We start from the raw sequence: 26,750 nt of genomic DNA, 5'->3' as shown, positions 1-26,750 counted from the left end.
AATTGGGTCGCTCTACTAGTATTATAGATACTTTCTTATTATTTCTGCTATTTCAGATGGGCTGTAATTAGGATATCTATTGAGAACTTCTTCAACTGCCTTAAGTATAGAGTTAGAGCATTTGTACTTTTGAGCGACCTGAGAGCAAAGGGAATCGACACCATCTTCTATCTTATCTTGACTGGGAAAATAATGATCAATATTTGAAAGATACTCAGGGAGTGCGGACAATGCACCTGCCACATATTTCGCTCCATCTTTTAAATACCCTACTGCAATTCCAGAAGTAGCCCTTGCTTTCTCTTGTGTTTCTCTTCGAGAATAGAACGACACATTAGCCTTGGTATTTATCCTAGGTTTAACATCTTCAGGTGACCATGTAACGAACACATCATTAAAAGAATCATAGCCCAGAAAAACAAAAAGCGCATCTTTGTCATTCTTAATCATGTCAAAGTGACTTCGTTTTGGCAATTGAGCTCTAGTAATATCTTCATTAGCAAAGTATGCCGAAGAGATGTTTTTTACATACATTACTATCCGTCTTGATGCCCAGCAAAAAGCAAATGGTTGCTTCCCACTGATGTATTTATATTCACTGTGAGACTCAAGAACTTCAATCACTATTGAATGAAGTTTTCTGGATCCTATTTTTTTCAAAACTTTATGTTGCCAATCAAATTATAATGACCATAGTCTTCAAGGCACACAGGGGCAATAGATCCAAAATCACAATAAAAAGTTATACCACTATACACTGAGGGTATGTCTTTCAACTTAGGTATATCTTTACTATCATAGAATTGAATCATTTCTACTGCAACCCTTTCATCAAAAAAGTAATAATCAAAATTCTCCTCTTCACTACCCAGTGCCTCTATAACTAATTTATATAGTTTGCATTCGGAATCGAAGTCAATATTGTGACGCCTTATTTTTTCTATTAATTCACTTATGCCAATTCCTGAATCATTTTGGATTACAGGAACTGAGGCTATAAGTAAAGCCCCCTCCATAGGTGCGGTAAGTTGTTGATATGAGAAATTATGCTTTCTACTATCCATTTCTCCTGTACTCTTTACCTCTATTCGACAAACGCCATCGTCAAAGTCAAACTTTGAGTAATTATTAGCATGCCAAACATTGATCATATAATCAGGATCCACTGAATGAGCAATTAAAAAAAGTTCAGCCCAAAGCCCTTGCACAGTAGACTGTGCAGGAGTATACAACCCCATAAATAACGCGACATAAAGATCTATCTGCTCCTTAATTTCGTATGTATTAGACTTATCATGCAAACCTTCTACATACTTTTGAAATATATTCAAAAAAATTCTACATAAGCCTTCACTGGTAGAAGTCAACTGAATCATACAGTATATACCAACCTCTTCCATCCCATTCTCATGGATCACGGTACACTGTTGGTTGTAACGCACCTTCAAGTGCTGAAGGCTAATAGGGGGTGGTGTATTGCCATCTTCCTTGATAGCTATAAAAAAAAGAGGATACCCTTCTGCTGAAACACCAAACTTATGATCTCCACAGACCTCAATGACATCATAATAGCTCTTCTCAGTGTTTGAGCATTTCTCAACTAGTCTTTTATATTCTTCAAACAAGTTCTTCATACGGATTCTACAACACCAACAAAACCTTTTGACAATGCTTGGGGAAAGTAAAATGCCAACATATATCTCTCATCTTCTCCCTCAGGCTTAACCCTATGTATTTGTAAGCATATTTTATCTTCAACTTTTATCTCGCTATCTCCTGGATAAATATTCGAATGTCCGACGAACAACTGGTTGATTTTACCATTCTCACAACTACGTTTTCGTGCTGATCCGCAAAAACCCATCTCAATCAAACAGAGTGGGATGTCTTCATTCTCGCTTACTACTCCGCCAAGTAAACGCATTATAGCTTGTCTTTCCATATTCAAAGCACGAGTCGAGCACTGATAATGATAAAGCAAGTCTATGACATCTTTTGCAGGGACATCGACCCACCTGTGATTATTCATTGCTGTACCATAGTTTTTCCATAAAACCATATTGTCTTGATGTTTTTGTAAAAACGCTTGCACCTCTAAAGAACTATCAATAGGATCCAAATATTCCCATCTCTTCCAATGGTTTAAGTCTAGTCGCTTGATATCGTTGGCAAGTATATTCTTACGTGTGGGGTTCATAGTGGGAGACAAAACAAACTGATGATGAACGCCTTCAAGAGTATCTTCTTTTTTAAGCCAACCTCTCATTTCCTCCTCATGCTCTATATAGTCAACATATTGTTTAACCACAGTCTCTGGCAAATACACACGACAAACATCTATATAGTTTTCTTTGTAGCCGAAGAATCTACATCTTTGTTGCATAGTATCAGCTTGACTTTTGCCCAATGAATACCTAGACATATATGTAGTGGCTAATTTTTCTACTGTAAAACCTCGTCCCAGCATTTCTCCGCCAACCAAAATAAATGAAGATGAGTTACGCCAGTCTATTGAATCAGTACTATCCGAATTTAGCGAAACAATAGCAGTATCAGCTATGATATTTTCAATTTCAGAAAAAGCAGATTCAAAGGTTGGTAATTCCTCTGCCCTGGACCACGTTCTAGCTAGATTTTCATATGACACTTCAAAGTCTCTTTTTAGAGAGATAATTGAAATATCGTCTAGACTATAACGTTTAAGCATATCCCACCATCCTTCTATTATTTGATTAACCCATAGATAGAATTTTTCATGAACATCTTTTTTTGCACTAGCGTGAATCATCATACTCAAGAAGCACTCTTTTTTTAAATGTTTCACTATGATTGAAACAGACATCAAATGAGACATTAAAGAGTTAGTAAGGGACTGTGGAGGTTCAGTTAAATCGTTCACTTTTTCATGAAAAACCTCATCCGAAGGTATAGACACAATCAAATCATTATATCTGTCTTTAAAAAAGACAAGACCTCCTGTATAGCCCTCCCCAGCCTCCAAAACATAATGTTTATTAGGCGACAGGTTATCCATAATATCAATCAGAAGAGGAGCTTGCGGGGTTGCTGTGTATTGCAAGTACGAATGAATTCCTATCGAAGATCTTAGTTCCTCTATACTTTCATAAGTCTTACTTATCTCACTTCTTTTCTTTGCTTGCGTATTCAAACTAGCTTGATCAGCCTCATCATCTATGATAAGAATGCCAACTCCATCAAGACTTTTCCCTTTAAAAAATGAGGCCAAGTCAGAGATATACTTTCCATGCTTTAGTATCGGAAGTAGAATTAAATTATCTTCCACAGACATAACTCTCGAAAAAGAGTTGCGAAACACGTTATCAGAGGGATTATATATCTTAATCCCTGGAAAATCCAAATCTTTTCTTAGTCTCTGCGTTGTTTGCTCTAACAAATTATTTGTCACTCCAGCAAAGTAAATAATAATCCTATATCCATTATCTTTGGCTAAAGCTGACAGGGCTGTAAAAGAAAGAGTTTTACCACTTTGCACATAACCAACCACTAGATTTGTAGTTCTTGTTCTTTCTACACCTGAAAAATCTGGTGGAAGACATTGGCTGAGAATATCAACCGTTTCCTTCTCTAAAAGTGTTTTGCCACTTTGACTTAGGAAGTCTTTACTCTGAAGGAACTTTTTAAATACCGGCCCTATAGAAGGAGAAAAGGTGTTTGAATTTTCATTAATCATCATTTTCATAGCTTTGCATTATCTTATTAAATTCGTGACGCACTACTCCTGCTTCATTTATTCTTTCTCCAGATCGTATCTCTGCTAGTGCTAAGTTCCTAATCAGAATTATTGAGTGCGTTAGAAATCTATTTCCATTGTTTTTGAAAAACAAATCACTTTGAAAGTAAGGGTGTGCCAAGTTTATACAGCAGACAAACTCATTATCACTTGGCTTTAGAAGTTTAAACAAGTTCAAATCCGAGGAGTCTTGGTGAAGTTCAGTGCTAAGTTTCCCTTCTTTATTGTTGATAGAGAAAGTCAGACTGTCAATACCAAGAAACAATTGCTTATCCTTTGCTTTTCCCTCATGGACAATCACTTCAGACTCTTCTATCGTCTGGTCTTCTACTACAGTTTTCAGAATTTCCTTGTCTTCTTTTCCTAGAGTCTTACTCACATGGGTAGCTATATTTGAAAACTCAGTTTCTGTCTTTAGCCGATATTTTCGAGCTTGGACTAAAATATTTTCTGGTTGTTGTTTTATCTCTTTTGCTATCTCCTCTAAGAGCCACTCCAAATCCCTGCTTTGAGTAATTTGGCTTTTATTGAAATTCACATCAAATCCCTCTATTTCTAATTCTCCATAGATACGTTTGTACTCGGGACTACCAGGAGAACCAAAGATTGACTTGTGAAAGAATCTTTCGTCTGTACCTCCCATTATGGCTCGTCCTCTTCTCAAGATAACCAACCCATTTTCCCCAGTCTTCATCCGCTTAAGCAAACCGATAAAGCCCTTTGCCTTGTATTTTCCACCATCAAAATTAATAGGATAAAACCAATCCTTAGATTTTCCCTTAGGGTTATCCACGAATGGGGAATTAAGAACCACATAATTAGGTGCTTGTACTTGTTCTCCATTCACATACAAGATCAACTCACCTGAGCGTAAAAATTTTCGATAAATACTACCCAAATGCTGTGATATCTTTGTATGACCACCCGTATATGGCTTATAGTTCTCTGATAAGCTACCCAAAGTAATAATAGTATAGTGAAGAGATTTGTCCTTTTTTTTATTCTCTACTATAAGTTCTTCCCTCTCATTCTCAAGCACTTCATCTAGACTAAAAGAAATTGTCCGCTCAAAATCCTCTCCAAGTGCCTTACTTTTTACAGACCATTCATCTGCAAGCCAAATAGCAGCTGTCTTAAGCCCCATTCCGAACTCGTTAAGTCCTTTATTATCTTTAGGTATGTTAGCTGGCTCAAATGCACGGACATAATCGCTTTCCGCAATCCCTGCAGCATTGTCAGCAACAACTATACTATCAGGAGTAAGAGTAATTTCAACTCTCAACTGATAGCCCTCTTCACTCTTTAGGATTTCTTTATTCTTCTCGTAACTAGCAATAGCATTATCTACAAACTCTGAAATAGCCATAGCTGGCTTATTGGGGAGAGCTCTAAATGAGCTATAGACATTGGTTTTAATTCTAATTGATACACTTTCTATCATACATCAGCTTCCTTAATTAGTTTCTCTGCTATCCGTTGAACGACCTCAACATTTACAGCATTGCCTAATGCCCTAAAAGTAGCCATATCACTTTTGGGCAACTCCTCAAGATCCTGCATTCCCTGGAGCCTAGCTCCCTCTCGTACTGTCATGTAACGACCATATACCCCCTCTCTCACTTTAATCCAAGGAAAAATAGGCGTTTGAGTACTTGCTAAAACTAGAGAAGGAGAGTAGTCAGTTTGTTTCACCCTAATTCCAGATGGCCTAAATTGAATTATTTTATCCTTTATTGTTGGCTCACTATCAACTTGACCACAATTCCATTCGAATTTCTGATGGCTAGCTACCATCTCTCTAATACCATATTTTTCTATCCATGGATTAATCCATGTCTTGTGTTTCTCATAAAAGGCTCTATTCTGCTCAATAAAACGACACTTCCAGTTTGGAAAGTCATCGTGTGTCTGTGCATATCTTGGTAGACAGGCAAGCAAGTCCTTACGATTATCTCCTTCAATAGGTCTCCCAAACTCACCCCTCTTTTTCTTCAACTCTTTATATGACTGATTGTATGGCGCATTCTCTTCATAATCATAGGTTGCCCCAAATTCCATTGACCAAATAGGAAACGTGGGAAGAACTCCTCCATTCTGATAAGTCATCTTGATAAAATCATCCCAAGCATCAATCTGCTTTCTTGTTTCTAGTTTTAGTTCTCTGTAATTTTCATCTTTAGGATCTATTATACTCCTGATGTGTGTGCTATTAGCTCCTGTATTGTTAAGGGGTTCAGGGAATTCAAAATCTCCAATTCCACCTTCTTTTTTATGTACGCCTACAATATAAATTCTGTTCCTGTGTTGTGGTATCCCAAACTGATGAGGCGACATGATCTCATCTTTTACTTCATACTGAATCTCCTCTAGTTCTTTTTTAATGGTTCGGTATGTTTCACCTCCATCATGTCCTCTTAAATTTGCCACATTTTCAAGGAAAACATATTTGGGCTGTTTCGCTTTCAGTATCTCAATAATATTGTAGAACAAGTTACCTCTTTCTTGACTATCTTCAAAACCTTCCTGTTTGCCCGCTTTTGAAAATGGTTGGCAAGGGAACCCAGCACAGAGAACATCATGGTCTGGAATGTCCTGCGGATTAATATCAGTAATATCTCCGCTACATTCCAAATCATAATTCAACTCGTATAGTTTTCTTAGTTCATTCTGTACCTCAGAAGCAAACACACACTTTCCTCCTATTTTACTGAGAGCAATATGAAAACCACCGAGGCCCGCAAACAGATCAATGAATTTAAATTTTTCCATCTAAACACCCATATAGCATCAAACAACTTAATTCTTAGGTTACAAGTAAACATAGAGTTCTATGGAATAGCTCCTGAAGCAAAAATGTGGATCAGTGCTAATAAGACAGTCTCTCGCACCATAAATGCTTCAATCTCTTATCGCTAAAGAATTAAGTAGACATAATAAAACAACTCTCTTTTCTTATTGAGAAATCGACTTAACCACCACTTACGAAGTTACAAAATTCCCATCAGTCCGAGAAAAAATTGGCACATTTCAGTGTCAAGCGTACATTCCATCCGATAATGCAATTTCTCAAGAATGATGTTTTTGATGACTTCATTGGGTGCTTATAGTTTAGGTTTTTACGTGGCCTATTATTTAGTAAGATTTCGAAGTCTCTTAAATCTCTATCCGTTAAGTCTTTGGGAGTAGACCTCTTAGGGATAAACTGCTACATCGGAGATAATTCTAATAAAACATCTATCTGATAAAACTGAAAAGCATGGAATCATTGAACTTGCTGAGGCAAATATTCCAACTAACATTTTCTGGGCGCAAAAAAGGGTGTAAACCACGTAAGTCGTTGATTTACACCCTTTAATGCGGAAGCGGGGGGATTCGAACCCCCGGTACGGTAACCCGTACGTCAGTTTAGCAAACTGGTGGTTTCAGCCACTCACCCACACTTCCTTTTCCGAGTGCAAAGATAATACATCCAAGTCTATCACGCAATAGATAAAGCACATTTTCTTCTATCTTTGTAAGTAAATGGCAGAAATAATGGAAAGAAAGAAGAAAAACAACATAATAAAGTGGTTGGGGATAGTGTCTCTTGCCGTCATCTTGTGCGCAGGAGTCTTTACCTACATGGTGGTTAAGCGACTTAAAGATCCTGGAACATTCGGGATGTACAACGCAGGAAAGGGATGGATATACGTTTTTCCCGAAAGCAGCTGGGATGATGTAAGCAAATCCATCACGGAGTTATACAGTGTAAAGTATCCATCGCTTCTCCCCTATCTACACCTCATATCCGATAGTCCATCGCCGGCAGTGGGTGCATATACCATACATCCCTCGGAAAGTTTGGAGTCTATATCTAAGCGCATCGGCAAAGGAGAGCAAGACCAAGTCTCTCTGACACTGCCACTCGACAGACTTACCGGAGATACGGAGAGAGTTTTAGCCAAATATCTCATGTACAAAAAGGATGAGTATCGTGATGCACTACGAGATAGAGAGCTGATACAATCGCTGAACATACAAGACACGACACTACTAAACCACGTTTTACCGGGAGAATATACGCTCTTTTGGAATACTTCCCCAAAAGAAGTGGTTACGATGCTTGTAAAGAGATACGAAGAGTTTTGGAGCAAAGAACGTTTGGATCGTGCAGAGAGTTTAGGTCTTACACCTTTCGAGGTCAGGATCTTGGCTTCCATTGTAAGCTTAGAGAGCAGATACCAACCGGAGTTAGCCACCATTGCCGGTCTCTATCTGAACAGGTTGCGGTTGGGTATGCCGTTGCAGGCAGATCCTACCATCATTTTTGCCCATCAGGACTATTCCATAGTGCGTGTGTTGAAAAAGCATTTGGAGATAGACTCTCCCTACAACACTTATAAGAACAAAGGTCTGCCACCTACCCCTATTTGCGTTCCATCTCAAGAGGCTATGGAAGCCGTTCTAAATGCCCAAAGCCACAACTTCTTATACATGTGTGCAGACTCCGACTTCTCGGGCAAACACATCTTTGCTGCGGATTATGCCACACACTTGAAGAATGCACGACTTTTCCAAGAAGAGCTAAACAAGAGAGGTATCAAGTAGAAGCCCTCTTTTCGACCACATCCAAAAGGGCATTGAGAATATCCGCATTGTTGGACAATCTCGGCACTTTATGCTGTCCTCCCAGCTTTCCTTTCGAGTGGAGCCAGTCATGAAACGTTCCGTTCGGTGCTATACTCAATTGGAGAGGGAGTAACGTGTAGTCGTTGAACCTCTTGGCGTCGTAGTCCGAATTGATCTCCCTGAGGGTTTTATCCAATATATCGGCAAACTGCTCCGGTGAATCGGGTTGCGTATAAAACTCTATCAGCCACCGGTGATAACCTCTTCCCTCCTCTGCCAGTACAATAGGTGCAACGGTGTATTCAGACACTTTAGCTCCTGTTTCGGCACAAGCTCTTTCTATTGCCTTGTCCGCATTGTGCACCATCAGTTCTTCTCCAAATGCGTTGATATAAGACTTTGTCCGCCCCACTATCTTTATCTTGTGAGGATAAATGGATGTAAACTCCACGACATCCCCGATGATGTAACGATACAAACCTCCTATTGTGGTGATGATCATAGCATAAGGGCTACCTCTCTTCACGCCTGAAAGTGGTACGATAGCCCTTTCGTCTCCTCTGTTATATGCGTCCAGAGGCCAAAACTCATAGAATACAGCGTGATCCAGAAGAAGCAACATTCCGGGATCTTGACTCTCATCTTGAAGTGCAAAAAAGCCTTCGGAAGCGTTGTAGGTTTCTCTATAAAAGATCTCCTTTCCCATTATGGAGCCGTATTCTGCCCTGTATGGGTCGAAGCTGATACCTCCATGAAAAAACACCTCGATATTGTTCCAAATCTCCGCCACACTCTTTGCCCCCGTGTAGTCGAGCACTCTCTTGATCACCATCAATAGCCATGAGGGAACGCCCGAAATGCTTCCCACATCCGCTTTGGCTATCACCGGAATGAGCTTTTCCAGCTTTTCCTCCCAGTTTCCCATCAACAAAATCTCTTTTGAAGGAACTCTGATCCACTCCCCGATGCTTGGCATATTTTGCACAAGTATGGCAGAGACATCTCCTGTCCGGATCCCGCTGCCCTCGTATGTAGGAGCATGACTTCCACCGAGAACGAAACCTTTGGATGCGAAAAGCCTGCTGTCGGGATTTTCTGCCAGATAAGACCAGACCACGTCCGAGCCGGCTTTGTAGTGGTTCTGCTTCAAGTAAATCTTTGGAACCGGTATATACTTGCTCCTGTCATTGGATGTACCGCTGCTTTTTGCCATCCAAGTGACGGAATAAGGAGAAAGAACATTCTTCTCGCCCCTTAGCATTCGCTCGATGTATGGTGCCAAAGCCTCATACTCTACCACCGGGACAGACGATGCAAACTGCTCATAAGAACACTGTTGCCCTAATCGAAAAGGTGCAAGGTAAGCAGTATTCTTGCTTCTATCCAGAATATACCGCAGCTGTTGGTCCTGCAACGCTTCTCCGGTCTTTGCGTAGCTGTTCAGGACTTTTACCCGATGTTTCGTGGCTTGATGCAATATCTTAGTCAGAAGATCCATTATTGTCTATATGAATTCGGATGTACACAAAGCGCAACAAAAGCGAATAGCTCAGCAGGTTGCCCCATACTCCTATTCGCCTTTGAAGATATTGGTTCGGACATATTCCGTACCAAACAGTTATTTCAGATACTCGGAGAGATCTGTATTTCCAAGAATTTCGCCAAGTTTGGTCAGATTAGGCTCTAAGCGTCCCCTTACCATTCCGGCCAGGAATGGAGGAACATCTGCATCTACCAACAGCTGTCCGTAGTTTTTGCCCTCTCTTTCCGTAAGCTCTACTCTCAGGCGAAGAGGAATGGGAGTAGATATGCCTTGATAGGTTATACAGTTCGGAGCAACATCTATCAACTTCAACCCCACTTCTCCGAGCGTTTTCACTTTCAGTTTCAGTTCTCCCTCAGAAGCAGAAAGAGTCTGAACCTTCTCTCCTCCAAACTTTGCAATCAAAGGTTCTACTTTGGTCAGGTCTGTAAGATAAGAGTGAACAGCAGGTATATCGAGCTTTATTGGAAATTCGGGACTTGAGAATGTCTTCATCGTAAATAATCTGTTTAAGTGTTACTCTACAAAGCTAATGAAAAACGTTCAGATCTGCCATCCTCCACTATTCAAGGAGTGTGCATTGCGAACTTTCTACTCAAAATCTTCTCGATGAATGCGTTTCTTTTCTCTCTTTAACCTGTTTATAAAGAGAGATTAAGCTATTAAGGAAACAATTTCAAGGCTTGGTCTGTAATATTCAAAGATTGGTTTGCAGGATCCAAGGCTTGGTTTCCAATATTCAAAGCTTGATGTTCATGCTTCACTATTTGATTTGAGATTTTTATAACGTTCAGAACAAGATATAAACGAGATAAGAGAAGCTTCTTAAAGCGTTAGGAAGAGGGTTTGAATTTTAATAGTTTCGGGTTTTGCAGTAACCCTTAAAAATATTATTTTTGCAACTTATAAAACATATAGGGTAGAAAGCCCTCGAACAACTCAGTAGAAAATATAGAACTGCAAGATATATGAATAAAAAATACACTGAATATAGTGGTATGGATTTAGCCTCCACCAACCGCACGATGCTTGAAAAATGGAAGGCTGAAAATCTCTTTGCTAAAAGTCTTAACATTCGTAACGGAGCTCCGGACTTTGTCTTTTTTGAAGGACCTCCCTCTGCTAATGGTATGCCGGGTATCCACCATATCATAGCAAGAACGCTTAAAGATGTATTTTGCAGGTATAAAACCATGAAGGGATTCCGTGTCAATCGTAAGGCGGGATGGGATACACATGGTCTTCCGGTAGAGCTTGGCGTGGAAAAGAATCTCGGTATCACGAAAGCGGACATCGGTACAAAAATCTCCATAGAGGAGTACAACCACGCTTGTAGAAAAGAGGTGATGAAGTACACTAAGGAGTGGGAAGATCTTACAGACCAAATGGGATATTGGGTAGATATGCAACATCCTTACATCACCTACGATAACAAGTACATAGAGACCCTTTGGTACATGCTCAAGAAGCTCTACGAGAAAGGGCTTCTTTATAAGGGTTACACCATTCAGCCCTACTCTCCTGCTGCCGGCACAGGGCTGAGTTCTCATGAACTTAACCAACCGGGGTGTTACAGAGATGTTAAAGACACCACTTGTACGGCTCAGTTTGAGATATGCGCCCCAAAGTCGGAAATGCAAGGATGGGGAGATGCTTACTTCTTGGCTTGGACGACAACACCGTGGACCCTCCCTTCCAATACGGCTCTTTGCGTAGGCGGAAAGATAGATTACTCCGTTATCAGAACATACAATCCCTATACATTCAAACCCATCACCGTGGTTTTGGCTTCGGATCTGGTGGGTTCATACTTCCATAAAGACGGGGCTACTTTGGACCTTGACTCCTACAAAGAGGGCGATAAAGTGATCCCCTACCAAGTGGTAGCACAGCTAAAGGGAGCAGATCTTGTAGGCATGAGATACAAGCAGCTTATCCCTTGGATCAAACCGATGGGAGACGCTTTCCGTGTAATATCGGGCGACTTTGTTACAACAGAGGACGGAACGGGTATCGTACACATAGCTCCCACATTCGGTGCAGATGATGCCAGAGTGGCGCAAGCCAATGACATCGTAGGTCTTCTGCTTATAGACCATGAAGGCAAGCAAAGACCTATGGTAGATCTGTCCGGAAAATATTACAGGTATGAAGATCTGTCCGAAGAGTTTATCAGCTCCTATGTGGACAAATCTCTGTATGACGAGTATGCAGGACACTTTGTAAAAACAGAATACGACGACTCCGAACAGAAAAAGGATGAGGAGTCTCTGGACCTTAAGCTCTGTATGATGCTTAAGCAACAAGGACTCGCCTTCAAGATCGAGCGATATGTGCACAACTATCCTCACTGTTGGCGGACAGACAAACCTATCCTCTACTATCCTCTTGACAGCTGGTTTATCCGATCCACTGCCGTACGAGAGCGTATGATAGAGCTGAATGAAACAATCCTTTGGAAACCTGCAAGCACGGGCACAGGGCGTTTCGGAAAGTGGTTGGAAAACCTTCAGGACTGGAATCTTTCCAGAAGCCGCTATTGGGGAACACCTCTTCCAATCTGGAGAACAGAGGATGGCAAGCATGAGATATGTATCGGTTCCGTACAGGAGCTTTACGAAGAGATAGAGAAAGCTGTCAAAGCTGGAGTTACAAGCAAAAATCCTCTCGAAGGATTCGTTCCCGGCGACTTCTCCAAGGCGAACTACGACAAGATAGATCTTCACAGACCTTTTGTCGATGAGATTGTTCTTGTTGCGCCTAATGGCGAACCGATGCACAGAGAATCGGATCTGATAGATGTTTGGTTCGACTCCGGTGCCATGCCTTTTGCACAATGGCACTATCCGTTTGAGAATAGGGAGTTCATAGATAATCATCAAGCCTATCCGGCAGACTTTATCGCCGAAGGTGTGGATCAGACCAGAGGTTGGTTCTATACGCTTCATGCGCTGTCTACCATGATGATGGACTCTGTCGCTTTCAAGGCAGTGATCTCGAACGGATTGGTATTGGACAAGAATGGCAACAAGATGTCTAAACGTCTTGGTAATGGTGTGGATCCGTTCGATACGATCAACAAATATGGTTCAGACCCGTTGCGCTGGTACATGATGACCAATGCGTCTCCGTGGGATAACCTCAAGTTTGATATAGAAGGGCTGGAAGAGGTTCAAAGAAAGTTCTTTGGAACACTTTACAACACCTATTCGTTCTTTGCCCTCTATGCGAATCTTGATGGCTTCTACAACGAGCAAAACGAAATTCCATACAAGGACAGACCGGAAATAGACAGGTGGATACTCTCAAAGGTTAATACGCTTATAGAGGAGGTGGATAGTGCTCTCCAACAATACGAACCTACACGGGCAGGGCGTGCAATAGCCGAATTTGTAACAAATCAGCTTTCAAACTGGTACGTGCGTCTCTGTCGTAAAAGATTCTGGGGCGGTGGTCTCACCGAAGATAAGCTGAGTGCTTACCAATCTTTATACATCTGTCTGGAAACGGTAGCCAAGCTGATGGCTCCAATAGCTCCGTTCTACGCAGATATGCTATACAGAGACCTTCAGATGAGCACGGCATCAGAAGAAGATCCGGTATCAGTTCATTTGGCCGACTTCCCTGTCTCCGATAACCGTGAGATAGATACTGCTCTTGAAGCACGCATGGAACTTGCACAGAATATCTCTTCCATGGTGTTGGCACTAAGAAGAAAAGCAAATCTTAAAGTGCGTCAGCCTCTGACCCGCATCATTGTTCCGACGATAGATAAAGAGTTCAGGAAAAATCTGAAAATGATAGAGCACATCGTGATCAATGAGGTCAATGTGAAAGCTATCGAGACTGTGGATCCTTCCGACAGCGTTATAGTAAAACGTGTGAAGCCGAATTTCAAAGCATTGGGCCCCAAGTGCGGTGCTCACATGAAGCAGGTGGCTGCATATCTTACCGCTCTGGAACAAGAGGATATAAACAACCTCGAACAGGCAGGATCCATATCGTTTGAAGTGGCAGGTTCTAACATAACGGTAGATAGAGCCGATGTGGAGATCTTTGCAGAAGATATTCCGGGCTGGTTGGTTGCCAATGAGGGAACTTTGACATTGGCTTTGGATATCAATGTAACAGAAGAACTGCGCCGAGAAGGAGAGGCAAGAGAGTTTATCAATCGTGTGCAAAACCTCAGAAAGTCAAAGAACTTTGATGTTGTGGACAAGATAAAGATCACCATCAAATGCGATGAGGATCTCCAACAAAGCATACAGACACACATGGAATATATCTGTACACAGGTTCAGGCATTGGATATAGCATTCTCTTCAAACTTGGATGAGAACAGTGCAGATACGATAGATATAAACGAGATAATAGTACCTCTTGTTCTGGAAAAGGTACAATCTTGATGGGAATATAAATAACCTCTTATACATTAAATGCTATGAGTGAAAAAATTGAAAAGACCAGGTATTCGGATGAAGAGCTTTTGGAGTTTAAGGAGATCATAACTCAAAAACTGGAAAAAGCCATAGAGGACTATGAGCTGCACCGTTCTTCTCTTGACAATTCGGACAGCAATGACACCGCGGACACCTCTTTCACATTTAAGAATATGGGAGAAGGCGCCAATATCCTCTCTAAGCAGGAGTCTGCAATGTTCGCTGAAAGACAACTCAAGTTTATTCAGAATCTTCAGGCAGCTCTGGTAAGGATAGAGAATAAAACTTATGGCATTTGTAGGGAAACAGGAAAGCTTATTCCGAAAGAACGGCTAAGAGCTGTTCCGCATGCAACACTAAGTATTGAAGCTAAGAATAGCGGAGTGAAGTAAACCGGGAAATAAAGAATAATGATAGGAAGCGAAAAAAAGAAGAGGAGCATCATAGTGGGATCACTAATACTCCTTCTTCTTGTGGTGGATCAGATTGTAAAAATTCTGGTCAAGACTAATATGGCTCTTGGAGACTCTATTGAGATAACCAAGTGGTTTTATATACACTTTACAGAGAATCCGGGAATGGCTTTTGGCTGGGATTTCTTTAATAAGTATATACTGACCATCTTTAGGATTGTAGCCTCGATGGGACTCCTTTATCTCATTGTAAGACTTATAAAATCTTACGATAAAGAGAAGCCTCGTTACTCTCTAGGGTTTATACTTACAATCTCTGCCATATTTGCCGGAGCTTTTGGGAACATAATAGATTCCGTGTTCTATGGTCAGCTTTTTTCTCATAGTCACGGACAAGTAGCCCAATTTTTACCGGCGGAAGGAGGATATGCCCCTTGGCTAAATGGGAAAGTGGTGGATATGTTCTACTTCCCGATCATCCAGACAGTATGGCCAAGCTGGGTTCCATTCTTTGGAGGAGAAGAGCTTATATTTTTCCGTCCTATCTTTAATGTAGCAGACGCTTGTATCTCCGTTGGGGGAATACTTCTCATCACACTGTATTATAAGTCTTTCGGAAGATTGATAGAATCGTCTAAGAAACATGAAGACTCTACTGAGGAGAAGGTATAATACCATTATTCTCTCTGTATTCTTATGCAGTATTCTCATATTTGGTTGCCGGACAAGACCCAAATATGTTCTCAATAGCGATGAATTTTATGCTGTTTCAAAGGATATATTCATCGCCGAACAGATTTTACGATCCGAATCCGTAGAAGATTCCGTTAAGGTTCTTTACTATCAAAGTATTTTTGACAAGCACAACCTTACACAGGCTCAATATGATTCGTCTCTTGTCTGGTACGCCAAGAATGTGAATCTTCTTAATCCGATATATGACAAGATTGCCAATGAGCTTGCAGCAGAAGAGGCTCTATTAAAAGTGATCAAACAGGATTCTCTTCATGTTTTGGACAGATTGGCTCCTAAAATAGATGATCTGTGGACTCATGCCAGACAGTTTGAGGTTCCGACTTCTCACTCTATATTCAGACGCCTGTTCTTCTTCAACAGTTTTCCTAAAGGAGCAGATAATGAAGGGTTGCGCTTTTCCTTTAATGTTATCACACCCTCGAATGAAGAGCGTTCGGATAGTCTGAGAGTGGTTTGGTTGATCTTTTCCGAAAAGCGGAAAAGTGTTCGGATAGATACATTGTACAATCATCCTTCAGGGCAATATAGAATAGACATCCCTTATGACTCGACTCTATTTAACAACGCAACAAGACTTATAGGTCTGTTTCATTGGGATGGAGTAAAGAGTCTTCAAAGAAAAGCTCTGAGATCTTTTATAGACTCCATTCGTTTTTACCACTTCAAAGAAGAGAGTCTAACGGATACATTAGATGTTTCCAAAGATAAAAACGGAAGTCTCGATACAATACCAACAGCAGATACAAGCACAGACAGCATCCCTGAAGAATCCGAAATAAAAGACTCGATACCCGGCTCCAAAGAACTCTAATCATGAAAGAAAAGATAGAACAACTCCGAGAAGAACTTAATAACCATAACTACAACTACTATGTTCTTGGAGTTCCTACTATTTCGGATATAGAATTTGATGCTCTGATGAAAGAGTTGGAAGCATTGGAGAAACAGCATCCGGAGTTTTTTGATCCTCTTTCCCCTACTCAGCGTATAGGAAGCGATTTAACCGAAAAAGGTGTAAAGGTTAAGCACGCAAGGCCTATGCTTTCTCTTTCCAACTCCTATTCATTTGAAGATGTAGTTGCTTTCTCTAACCGAGTCAAGGAGACAATAAAAGAAGATACCATTGAATATAATACCGAGTTGAAACTGGACGGTATATCTATATCTGTGATCTATGAACATGGTCGCCTGTTACAGGCTTTGACCAGAGGGGATGGTGAGCAGGGAGAAGATGTTACTTCGTCTGTTAAAGCCATTTCTTCCATTCCTCTAAAACTGAGAAGCGGAAATAAAATACCCGAAAGGATTGAAGTAAGAGGAGAAATAATCCTTCCATGGAAAAGATTTAAGGAGATCAATGAGGAGAGAGCAAGAGTAGGAGAAGAACTATTTGCCAATCCTCGAAATGCAGTATCTGGAACGATTAAGCAATATAGCCCGGCACTCGTTGCTCACAGAAAGCCTGAAGCGTATATGTACTACATCTATGCCGATGATGCTTCTTTTCTTCCCCAGAGTATATCAGAAAGAATAAAATTGCTCCATAGTCTCGGCTTTAAGACGGAATCTCATGGAAAAGTATGTCGTAGTACCGATGAGATTCTGGAGTTTATCAAACATTGGGAAAGCAAACGAGATGATCTGCCATTTGCAACAGATGGCATCGTGATCAAAGTAGATGAAATCAGACAACAAGAAGAGCTTGGACTTACAGCCAAATCTCCTAAATGGGCCATCGCCTATAAATATCCGGCAGAGAGAAAAGAATCTAAACTTATCGGGGTTGAGTTTCAAGTGGGAAGGACAGGTACTGTAACGCCTGTCGGGATAATGGATCCATTACATCTTTCCGGTACAATCGTCAGACGTGCTTCCCTGCACAACGCAGACTATATCAAAAGTATGGATCTCCGCCTTGGGGATATTGTTGCAGTAGAGAAAGGAGGCGAGATCATTCCCAAAATTGTAGGAGTAAGAACCGATCTTCGGAATGATGGAGCGACATCCCCTATTGTTTTTCCATCCAACTGTCCGGAGTGTGGCACTCCTTTGGTACGAAAAGAAGATGTTGCAGCAATCTACTGCCCCAACTCTACCGAATGTCCTCCGCAAATCATAAACTCAATAGAACACTTCTGCTCAAGAAAAGCTCTCAATATAAACATTGGTCCGGAGACTATTAAGGAGTTGTATGGTAAAGGCATGGTGAAAGATGCATCGGATTTATATACTCTCACGCCCATGCACCTTATCCAACTCAAAGGTTTCAAGGAACGTAGCGCTCTCAAACTATACGATAGCATAAAAGACTCTGCAAGCACTCCTTACCACAGGGTGCTGTATGCTTTGGGGATTCCTCAGGTTGGGGAAACGACAGCAAAACTTCTCGCACAAAAGTTCAAGTCTCTTGACAATCTCTCTATTCAGACAACCGACTCTCTCTGTGAGGTAGAAGGTATCGGGGAGATTGTTGCCGGTTCCATTAGAGGCTATTTTCAAGAGGAGAGACACACGAGTTTTATAAACAGATTAAAAGCAGCAGGACTCAAGCTTGAAGTAGAAACGACATCGGAGCAAACTATTACTTCCAAAAAGTTAGATGGAATGACTTTTGTTGTCAGCGGAATATTCTCTTCGCACTCAAGAGATGAGATAAAAGAACTTATCACTCAAAATGGAGGGAAAGTTGCCTCTTCCATATCCTCTAAAACGAGCAAAGTAATAGCCGGAGAGAATATGGGACCACAAAAGTTAGAAAAAGCGAACCAACTCAATATCCCTATCATCTCCGAAGACGATTTTCTGAGCCTCATCCATTAAAACTTCATCAACACCATGAGCCATAACATATATCCATTTACACACCTTCATGTTCACTCTTTCTACTCAACCCTGGACGGACTTTCCTCTATCCCTCAGCTTGTAGAAGCCGCAAGAGAAGATGGACAAAGAGGTCTTGCCCTCACGGATCATGGAAATATGTTTGGAATAAAGGAGTTTTATAACCATGTTCAGAAGATCAACTCTCCCATCAATAAAAATATCAAGAATCTTAAAGAGCAGCTTAATGATGCTATTTCAAATGGAGGAGATGTAGCAAATATAGAATCCCAAATAGCAGAAGAAAAGAAAAAGCTGTTTGTTCCGATATTTGGCTGCGAGTGTTACTGTGCCAGAAGAGGCAGACTATCCAAGCAAAACAATGAGTTTGACCGAAGCGGCTACCACCTCATAGTCCTTGCAAAAAACAAAGTAGGATATAACAACCTTATCAAAATGGTTTCGATATCCTACTCTGAGGGAAAGTACCACCGCCCCAGAATAGACAAAGAACTCCTGGAAAAGTACCATGAAGGTCTTATCATCAGCAGTGCTTGCCTTGGAGGAGAGATTCCGAGACTTATCGCTCAAGATAAACTGCAAGAAGCAGAAGAGAGCATCCGCTGGTTCAAAAATATCTTTGGGGACGACTACTATCTTGAACTTCAACGACACAAAACGGACGATCCAACCGCAGATAGAACAACCTTCCTCAGACAAGAGAGTGTAAACAAACATATTTTGGATTTAGCAAGAAAGGTTGGAGTTAAAGTCATTGCGACCAATGATGTTCACTTTGCAAGAGAAGAGAATGCAGAAGCCCATGACAGACTGATCTGCGTAAGCATGGGAAAGCTTCTTGACGATCCCAATCGCCTAAGATACACAAAGCAAGAGTGGCTGAAGACTCAAGCACAGATGAGTGAGATATTTCAGGATATTCCTTTTGTGCTTACCAATACGCAGGAGATATTGGATAAAGTAGAGATCTACTCCATAGACAATCCTCCTCTGATGCCCCACTTCCCTATTCCGGAGAACTTTAGAGATGCGGACGACTACCTGCGTCATCTCACTTACGTCGGTGCTCAAAAGCGATACGGAGAAAATCTTTCGGAAGAACTTAAAGAGCGTCTTGAGTTCGAGTTGAACACGATCAAGAACATGGGATATCCCGGATACTTTCTCATCGTCCAGGACTTCATTGCTGCAGGACGTGCAATGGGTGTGGCCGTTGGTCCGGGGAGAGGATCTGCTGCGGGATCTGCGGTTGCATATTGTCTTGGCATAACGAACATAGACCCCATCAAGTATGACCTTCTTTTTGAAAGATTTCTAAACCCCGACAGAATCTCACTTCCCGATATTGATATAGACTTCGATGATGATGGTAGATTTGAAGTGATCAAGTGGGTTACCGAAAAATATGGTGTGGAAAACGTTGCCCATATCATAACATTCCAGACGATGGCATCAAAGAGTGCCATAAAAGATGTTGCCAGAGTAACCAATGTCTCCATTGCCGAGAGTAATCATTTGGCAAAACTGATTCCGGCGAGACTCCCGGACGTTAAAAAGATAGACATTACATCAAGTCTCCAACATGTTCCGGAGCTTGCTGAAATTTACGGCAAAGGGGACAAAAAGATACGAGAGACGTTAGACTATGCCATCCAATTGGAAGGGACTGTCCGCTCTACCGGTATTCATGCCTGTGGTATTATTATTGGTCAGTCCCCCATCTCAGATGTTGTACCCATTGCCACATCCTACGACAAGGAAATAGATGAAGAGATTCTTGTTACTCAATATGAGGGAAACATCATAGAGGAGACCGGACTTATAAAGATGGACTTTCTCGGTCTCAAAACACTCTCCATCATCAAAGAAGGATTAAAGAACATAAAGAGCAGACATGGTATAGAGATAGACATTGATGCCATTCCTCTCGATGATGCAAAGACTTTTGAGCTCTTCTGTAAAGGCAATACTTCTGCCGTCTTTCAGTTTGAATCCGCAGGGATGCAGAAGTATATGAAAGAGTTGCGACCATCTCGCTTTGAAGACCTTATTGCGATGAACGCTCTCTATCGTCCGGGGCCAATGGACTATATTCCCTCTTTCATCAAACGCAAGCATGGTGAAGAGGAGATATCCTATGACCTTCCCTGTATGGAGCGCTACTTGGCAAACACTTATGGTATTACGGTCTATCAGGAGCAAGTGATGCTTTTGTCCCGTGAGATTGCCGACTTTACTCGCGGACAGTCCGATGAGCTTCGTAAAGCTATGGGTAAAAAGATCATCGAAAAGATGATGACACTCAAAGACAAGTTTATGGCAGGAGGTTCGGCTAAAGGGTATCCCAACCAAACATTGGAAAAGATCTGGGCAGACTGGGAGAAGTTCGCTTCATACGCGTTCAATAAAAGCCATTCCACTTGTTATGCCTACTTAGCTTACCAAACGGCATACCTAAAAGCTCACTATCCTCCGGAGTTTATGGCAGGTGTGCTCAGCAGAAACGTAAACAACGCCACAGAGGTTACCAAATACATAGACGAATGTCAGAAGCTGGGTATTCAAGTACTTTGTCCCGATGTCAATGAATCGGACCACAAGTTTACCGTAAACAAAGATGGTAACATCCGCTACGGATTGGAGGCAATAAAAGGGATGCCCAAGTCTGCCGTACATGCTATAGTTTCGGAAAGAGAAGCCAACGGTTCCTTTACCGATATTTACAACTTCTTTGAGAGGGTTAATCTTTCTGCTTGTACAAGAAAAGCTTTGGAATCCATAGTTTATTCCGGAGGTTTCGACTCTTTCTCCAATTACAGCCGAGAAGATTTTGTCGTCCCGGAAGTTCCGGGAGATGAAGATACTTTCCTCCTTAAGCTATTCAGATACGGACAGAAAGTACAACAAGATAAACACAGCATGCAACTCTCTCTCTTCGGGGATAGCGACTTTCAAGAGATGGCAAAGCCGTGTCTGAACAGCCATCCACCCAAGTGGAGCGATATAGAGAGACTCAAGAAAGAGAGAGAGCTTTTGGGAATATCCATCTCGGCATCCCCTCTCGATAAGTATGCCATCACGATCAAACACTTCTGCAACTCATCCATTTTGGATCTGAACCACGTCGATGAGTTCGTTGGAAAAGAGATGACGATGGCAGGAGTCGTAACAGGTTTCCGACAAGCCTATACCAAGAAAGGGCAGCTGTGCGGTTTCATCAAAGTGCAAGACTTTGAAGGAGAAGGCGAGATAGCACTCTTTGGAGACTCTTTTCCGAAATTTTCATCTTACGGAGTAGAAGGAATGTACATTTATGCCCAGATTCGGGTAGATGTGCCTCATTATAGAAGTGAAAACAAAAAGCCTTTCGTCAATATCGTCAATATCACTTCTTTGGACAACATCCACGACAATCTGAAGTACGATCTCGAAGTAGAGATTCCGATAACCAATCTGACGGAAGAGATTGTAGCCGAAATAGGAGATCTTCTTACGGTATGCGAAGAGGGAGATACCAATATCTATTTTCATTTCGTAGACTCCATAGCCGAAGTGAGGCTGAAAATGCAGGTGGAAAGACCGCTTAATATTTCGGCAGATCTATTGGACTACCTGACAGAGGCAGAGCTTAAATTCACTTTGGCACAAAAATAGATAGGACATTAAGAAGATAGATGATAGAGTATTTATTCCGAAACGAAACCGGTAAAATGCCTATCTTTATGTTGAAAATGATTTTTTTGATACTAAGAACCCTTTAAAACTTAACAGCAATGGCTTTTAACTTTACAGACGACAACTTCAAGCAAAAAGTGGCAGAAAGCATGCCTATCGTAATAGATTTCTGGGCAGAATGGTGCGGACCGTGCAGAATGGTAACCCCAATCATCGAAGAGCTTGCCGCTGAATACGAAGGCAAAGTCCTCATTGGCAAGATGAACGTAGATGAAAACAGCTCTACACCGGCAGAGTTCAGCGTTCGCAATATTCCTACTATCCTGTTTATCAAGAACGGAGAAGTGGTAGAGCGCCACGTGGGAGCGGCAAGTAAGGCAGTTCTTCAGCAAAAAGTGGAAGCTTTGCTGTAATCTTACTCGATCTCCGATCAATAAGCCTTTACACAGAAAGGAATTTTTCCAAGCTGTGTAAAGGCTTTTTTGTTGCTCTAAACCGACTAAAAAAACGGGATATAAATATTTATATGTTTGGTTTAACAGGTTCAGAGTTGCAAACCAAGCCTTGATTGGTAAACATCAAGGTTTGATTTCTGAAAATCAAAGTCCGACTTATGGCATTCAAAACTCGGTTTGATATAATAAACAGGTTCGGACAAAGCTTTATACACGTTCATTCTTTTTTGTGGCAGTATTCAAAAAAAACAACGCAAAGCTCCATTCCACCATCTTTCAACTTCATCTTTTCTACTCATCCGCATCTCCGGGCAGATCCCCAACGTTAAACGGGTATGGTGTTCGGCATAAAACGATCCAGGGACTCTCCTAAGCTCCTTTTTTTCAAGGATGGCAGTGCCGTTCAAAGATGGCATGCATCGCTCGGTGGGTCTCTTTTTATTTGAATTTGACGTTGAAAACTATTATCTTTGTAAAATCTATAAACCAATGATTGTAAAGGAATATGGGAAAGAGAAAGATCCTCTTTGTTTCACAAGAGATTACTCCATATATTGAAAACTCCGAAATAGCAACACTTTCATTAAAGCTTTCTCAAGGCATCCAAGAGAAAAAGCATGAAATACGGACATTTATGCCCAATTACGGCAGCATAAACGAACGCCGCAATCAGCTCCATGAAGTGATAAGGCTTTCCGGTATGCTCTTGAATATCAATGATCACGATAATCCTTTGATAGTGAAGGTTGCAACACTTTCATCGGCGAAAATACAAATCTACTTTGTCGAAAGTAAAGACCTTTTCGATACAAAAACAGGGGTGTTGAATGAGGAAGGACTTCCGCATGACAACAACACGGAGAGAGCCATATTTTTTGCGAGAGGAGTGTTTGAAACAGTAAAGAAGCTCCGATGGGTACCCGATATTGTGCATTGCCAAGGCTGGTTTGCCGGCATGGCTGTCTTGTATCTCAAGAAGATGTATCATGACGATCCGCTTTTCAAAGATACAAAGGTGGTACTCTCTCTATTTGAAGATACCCCTGAAATACCTTACGGAAAGGATACGGAAGAGATCTTGAAGTACGACAATATCAAGTCTAAACATATCACAAAAGAGGGATTGAACTTCTCTTCATTCGTGAAGCTCATGACCGAAAATCTTGATGGTATGATTTTAGGACCGATGGAAGCTCAAAAGGGTACAGAAATAGAAGAGGTTCTAAAACAAGAGAGTGTACCATATACCCGATTTGAAGGAGAAAATGATCTGGTGGACAAGGTTGTTGCATTCTACGACACGATCTAAAGATCGGCTCTGTCTAATATCAGTAAACATGAAAAATGGTAGTAATATGAAGAAACTTATAGCGTTTCTCCTTTGTAGCGTAGGTCTTTTGGTCTCCGTTGCTTCTTGTGATGAACCAAGGAATGCTCTCGGAATAGAGCTTCAACCCGACGACTCTAAGATAAAGACCTACTCGGCACAGTTTTCATTGGATGCAGTAACTGTTCCCTTCGATGTCAAAACAAATGGCGCAAAAGACGAAGACGGATTCAATAAGATATTGGTATCAAGTCCTTTCAGCTTTATAGGACATCTGCCCGATGAGTATTTCAAGAGTGTAAGCAGCGATTATCTCTGCCAGTTGTACGCTCCAAAGGGTTTGAAGTTCTCTGACATTCCCGAAAAAGGACGCATAGACTCCACAAGAGTTTCGCTCTACTATACCTCCTATGACGGAGACTCTTTGGCTCCTCTTACTATTGCCGCATATAAGTTGGGGAAGACAATTCCTTTTGAACACTACTCCGTTGGAAACATAGACCAGTACGGGCCTTTTGAAAAATTGGGAGAGTCTTCTTTTCTTCCATCTGTGGGCAACTCCCGAATCGTTATCGGCTCCGGACAAGATAAGGTAACAATCATGTCCGTATCTATTCCGGTGGATAACAAATTGGGACAAGACATATACGATCGGAGCGTAAAGAATGACCCGATATTCTCTTCGCAAGAGGCGTTTAATAAATACTTTCCGGGAATGCATCTGACCGTTCAAGCCGGATCCGGTAGTATGTTGCGCGTCTATCGTACTGCTCTTACGATGTATTATACCAAAGATACCATTGTTCAGTCTTCAAAGAAGACGGACTCACTTGTACACTTGGTAAAGGATCAAGAACTGATCCTTACTCCGGAGGTTTCGCAGATCGCAAGATTTCATCATGCGGATCTTTCATCCCTACTTGGCAAGACTACGCTGAGCGGTAATCCGGATGAGTACTACACGAATCTCAAATCTCCGGCAGGAGTAGTTACGGAAATTACCTTCCCAACAAAAGCTATCCAAGCTCTTCTCAAGGAGGGCAATACCGGTTATGAAAGAGCTTTGGAGTCTGTTCCGCTCACTCTTACCGCAGATCCGAGCGACAATGGCGTCTATCATCTCTCTGCTCCGACCTATCTTTTGATGTTGCCTAAAGACTCTGTCGCTTCATTCTTCAGCAGAAGAGAGACAGAATTGACAGAAGCTTATACAACATTCTTAAGTCAGATTTACAGCTCTGCATCTACAAGCTACAGCTTTTCAAACATATCAAAGCTTATCAACAAGCACATCAAGGACACCCCCAATGAAGATCTAAAGGTATGGGTACTCCCGGTAGAGAGAGCGTTATCTGACCCTAACAGCAGCAATCCTGTTACTTTAAGCATAAGCAATCTCTTGAAACCGACCGGTCTCCGACTCAAACACAGTAAGAACGTAAAGAACTTACGCATCATTTACTCGGAGCGGAAGACGACGAACAAGTGATATAGTAAACCAAAGAAGAGACAATAAAAAACAAAAGAGAGGATACTACGGGCTGATGTTCCGGGTAATCCTCTCTTATTCTAAAGAGTCATATAGAAATGAATAATTCATCAGTATCAAACTTAAAGTTCAGACTTATCTTAATGAACTTTTTGCAGTATGCAATCTGGGGAGCATGGTTGATCTCCTTAGGCGCATACTTGGGAGGATCACTACACTTTACCGGACTGCAAATAGGAAGTTTTTATGCCACAATGGGGATTGCTTCGCTGTTTATGCCCGCCATTATGGGTATCATAGCAGATAGATGGATTCCGGCAGAAAAGCTCATGGGAATCTCACATCTGTTAGGAGGAGGTTTTATGTTCTTAGCAGCCGGAATGACATCCTATGAAACACTCTACCCGATAATCCTATTGAGCGTAATGTTCTATATGCCAACCATAGCTCTTTCCAATTCCGTTGCATACTCCGCATTGAGCAATGCCAATCTCGATACCGTTAAAGTATTTCCACCAATACGGATTTGGGGAACCATCGGCTTTATCATTGCGATGGTGGCTGTGGATTTGTTAGGATTTAAGACCAATGCCAATCAGCTCATATTCTCTGGAGCACTCTCCATAATATTGGCACTCTATTCCCTAACCCTTCCGAAGTGTTCGATATCCAAAAGCAAAGATAAAAAATCGTGGGTGGACTTGTTGGGCTTACGTGCATTCGCCCTGTTCAAAGAGAAACAGATGGCAATATTTTTCATCTTCTCTATGTTTTTGGGCGTTTCCCTGCAAATCACAAATGGCTTTGCCAATGACTATCTAACCAACTTCTTCGGATCAATGCCACAGTTCGGCGACACCTTTGGAGTGAAATATTCGGGAGTACTCATTGCTATATCACAAACATCCGAAACACTCTGCATCCTTCTCATACCATTCTTCCTCAAGAGATATGGCATTAAGATCGTGATGCTCATGAGCATGGTGGCTTGGTCTCTTCGCTTTGCCTTGTTAGGCTTGGGCGATCCCGGCAACGGAGTGTGGCTCCTTGTCCTATCTATGATTGTCTATGGCATTGCTTTCGACTTCTTCAACATCTCCGGCTCGTTATACGTGGACAAAAAGACCGATACCTCCATACGTTCCAGTGCACAGGGAGTATTCATCATTATGACAAACGGGCTGGGTGCAACAATAGGATCCTATGCCGCAGGATACGTGGTGGATCAGTTCGGTTATCCCAACTCCTGGTACATATTTGCAGCTTATTCTGCCGTTGTTGCCGTCCTGTTTGCTTTTCTATTCAAATATAAACACGAGCAGTAACCTCTCTTTCCTATTACTGAGCGACACTTGCTCAGATTACGTGCCTTAAAAAAAGCTCTCCGATAAGCGTTACGATGCTTATCGGAGAGCTTTTCTTATGTAGTATA

At 41.6% G+C, this 26,750-nt stretch carries 18 protein-coding genes and 1 tRNA gene; 11 read left to right on the top strand and 8 right to left on the bottom strand.

Annotation, left to right across the window (positions count from 1 at the left end; all coding sequences use genetic code 11):
- Positions 1-21: 21 nt before the first annotated feature.
- The 6 genes from HQ29_RS09800 to HQ29_RS00890 all read right to left on the bottom strand — a co-directional run bounded on the left by HQ29_RS09800 (position 22) and on the right by HQ29_RS00890 (position 7,216).
- Positions 22-660 carry a hypothetical protein gene (locus HQ29_RS09800; RefSeq protein ID WP_152566455.1) on the bottom strand — a complete coding sequence of 213 codons (639 nt, stop codon included), beginning with the start codon at positions 658-660 and terminating at the stop codon, positions 22-24.
- Complete coding sequence (locus HQ29_RS00910; protein ID WP_036866991.1) at positions 657-1,634, bottom strand: PD-(D/E)XK motif protein; 978 nt, start codon at positions 1,632-1,634, stop codon at positions 657-659. The genes HQ29_RS09800 and HQ29_RS00910 overlap by 4 nt, the downstream gene beginning before the upstream one ends.
- A complete protein-coding gene (locus HQ29_RS00905) occupies positions 1,631-3,721 on the bottom strand; it encodes a Z1 domain-containing protein (protein WP_036866990.1) in 2,091 nt (696 codons plus the stop codon). The genes HQ29_RS00910 and HQ29_RS00905 overlap by 4 nt, the downstream gene beginning before the upstream one ends.
- Complete coding sequence (locus HQ29_RS00900) at positions 3,705-5,213, bottom strand: ATP-binding protein (protein WP_036866988.1); 1,509 nt, start codon at positions 5,211-5,213, stop codon at positions 3,705-3,707. Before HQ29_RS00900 ends, HQ29_RS00905 begins: the two co-directional genes overlap by 17 nt.
- Positions 5,210-6,541 (bottom strand): DNA (cytosine-5-)-methyltransferase, encoded by a 1,332-nt coding sequence (dcm, locus tag HQ29_RS00895; protein WP_036866986.1) that lies wholly within the window; start codon positions 6,539-6,541, stop codon positions 5,210-5,212. The genes HQ29_RS00900 and dcm overlap by 4 nt, the downstream gene beginning before the upstream one ends.
- A gap of 588 nt (positions 6,542-7,129) precedes the next feature.
- Positions 7,130-7,216, bottom strand: a tRNA-Ser gene (locus HQ29_RS00890).
- Positions 7,217-7,306: 90 nt separating this feature from the next.
- Between HQ29_RS00890 and mltG the strand changes: the two genes are divergently transcribed.
- Positions 7,307-8,359, top strand: coding sequence for an endolytic transglycosylase MltG (mltG, locus tag HQ29_RS00885; RefSeq protein WP_036867058.1), 1,053 nt, complete (start codon positions 7,307-7,309; stop codon positions 8,357-8,359).
- Here mltG and HQ29_RS00880 read toward each other — a convergent pair.
- Positions 8,352-9,878 carry a GH3 auxin-responsive promoter family protein gene (locus tag HQ29_RS00880; RefSeq protein WP_036862853.1) on the bottom strand — a complete coding sequence of 509 codons (1,527 nt, stop codon included), beginning with the start codon at positions 9,876-9,878 and terminating at the stop codon, positions 8,352-8,354. The genes mltG and HQ29_RS00880 overlap by 8 nt on opposite strands.
- A 120-nt stretch (positions 9,879-9,998) precedes the next feature.
- Complete coding sequence (locus HQ29_RS00875; RefSeq protein ID WP_036866983.1) at positions 9,999-10,418, bottom strand: hypothetical protein; 420 nt, start codon at positions 10,416-10,418, stop codon at positions 9,999-10,001.
- Positions 10,419-10,891: 473 nt separating this feature from the next.
- On the opposite strand from HQ29_RS00875, the gene ileS reads away from it, so the two are divergent.
- From ileS to HQ29_RS00825, 10 genes are all read left to right on the top strand, one after another.
- Complete coding sequence (ileS, locus tag HQ29_RS00870; RefSeq protein WP_036866981.1) at positions 10,892-14,329, top strand: isoleucine--tRNA ligase; 3,438 nt, start codon at positions 10,892-10,894, stop codon at positions 14,327-14,329.
- A 35-nt stretch (positions 14,330-14,364) separates the two neighbouring features.
- Positions 14,365-14,754, top strand: a complete 390-nt coding sequence (locus tag HQ29_RS00865; RefSeq protein WP_036792346.1) for a TraR/DksA family transcriptional regulator — start codon at positions 14,365-14,367, stop codon at positions 14,752-14,754.
- 18 nt (positions 14,755-14,772) lie between these two features.
- Positions 14,773-15,447 (top strand): lipoprotein signal peptidase, encoded by a 675-nt coding sequence (locus HQ29_RS00860; protein WP_036862845.1) that lies wholly within the window; start codon positions 14,773-14,775, stop codon positions 15,445-15,447.
- A complete protein-coding gene (locus HQ29_RS00855; protein ID WP_036866978.1) occupies positions 15,419-16,342 on the top strand; it encodes a DUF4296 domain-containing protein in 924 nt (307 codons plus the stop codon). The genes HQ29_RS00860 and HQ29_RS00855 overlap by 29 nt, the downstream gene beginning before the upstream one ends.
- Positions 16,343-16,344: 2 nt before the next feature.
- Positions 16,345-18,351, top strand: a complete 2,007-nt coding sequence (gene ligA, locus HQ29_RS00850; protein WP_036866975.1) for an NAD-dependent DNA ligase LigA — start codon at positions 16,345-16,347, stop codon at positions 18,349-18,351.
- A 15-nt stretch (positions 18,352-18,366) separates the two neighbouring features.
- Positions 18,367-22,026, top strand: a complete 3,660-nt coding sequence (gene dnaE / locus HQ29_RS00845) for a DNA polymerase III subunit alpha (protein WP_082226804.1) — start codon at positions 18,367-18,369, stop codon at positions 22,024-22,026.
- Between the two features lie 119 nt (positions 22,027-22,145).
- Positions 22,146-22,460, top strand: a complete 315-nt coding sequence (gene trxA, locus HQ29_RS00840) for a thioredoxin (RefSeq protein WP_036792335.1) — start codon at positions 22,146-22,148, stop codon at positions 22,458-22,460.
- Between the two features lie 547 nt (positions 22,461-23,007).
- Positions 23,008-23,811: a glycogen/starch synthase gene (locus HQ29_RS00835; protein WP_036848968.1), complete on the top strand. Its 804-nt coding sequence runs from the start codon at positions 23,008-23,010 to the stop codon at positions 23,809-23,811.
- Positions 23,812-23,857: 46 nt separating this feature from the next.
- Positions 23,858-25,318, top strand: a complete 1,461-nt coding sequence (locus HQ29_RS00830; RefSeq protein WP_161781543.1) for a DUF4270 domain-containing protein — start codon at positions 23,858-23,860, stop codon at positions 25,316-25,318.
- Between the two features lie 98 nt (positions 25,319-25,416).
- On the top strand, positions 25,417-26,643 hold the full coding sequence (locus HQ29_RS00825; RefSeq protein WP_036866969.1) for a nucleoside permease: 1,227 nt from the start codon (positions 25,417-25,419) through the stop codon (positions 26,641-26,643).
- Positions 26,644-26,750 lie beyond the last annotated feature (107 nt).

It is taken from the genome of Porphyromonas canoris, assembly GCF_000765975.1.
Taxonomy (GTDB): Bacteria; Bacteroidota; Bacteroidia; order Bacteroidales; family Porphyromonadaceae; genus Porphyromonas_A; species Porphyromonas_A canoris.
This window is presented reverse-complemented; position numbering and strand designations above follow the sequence as displayed.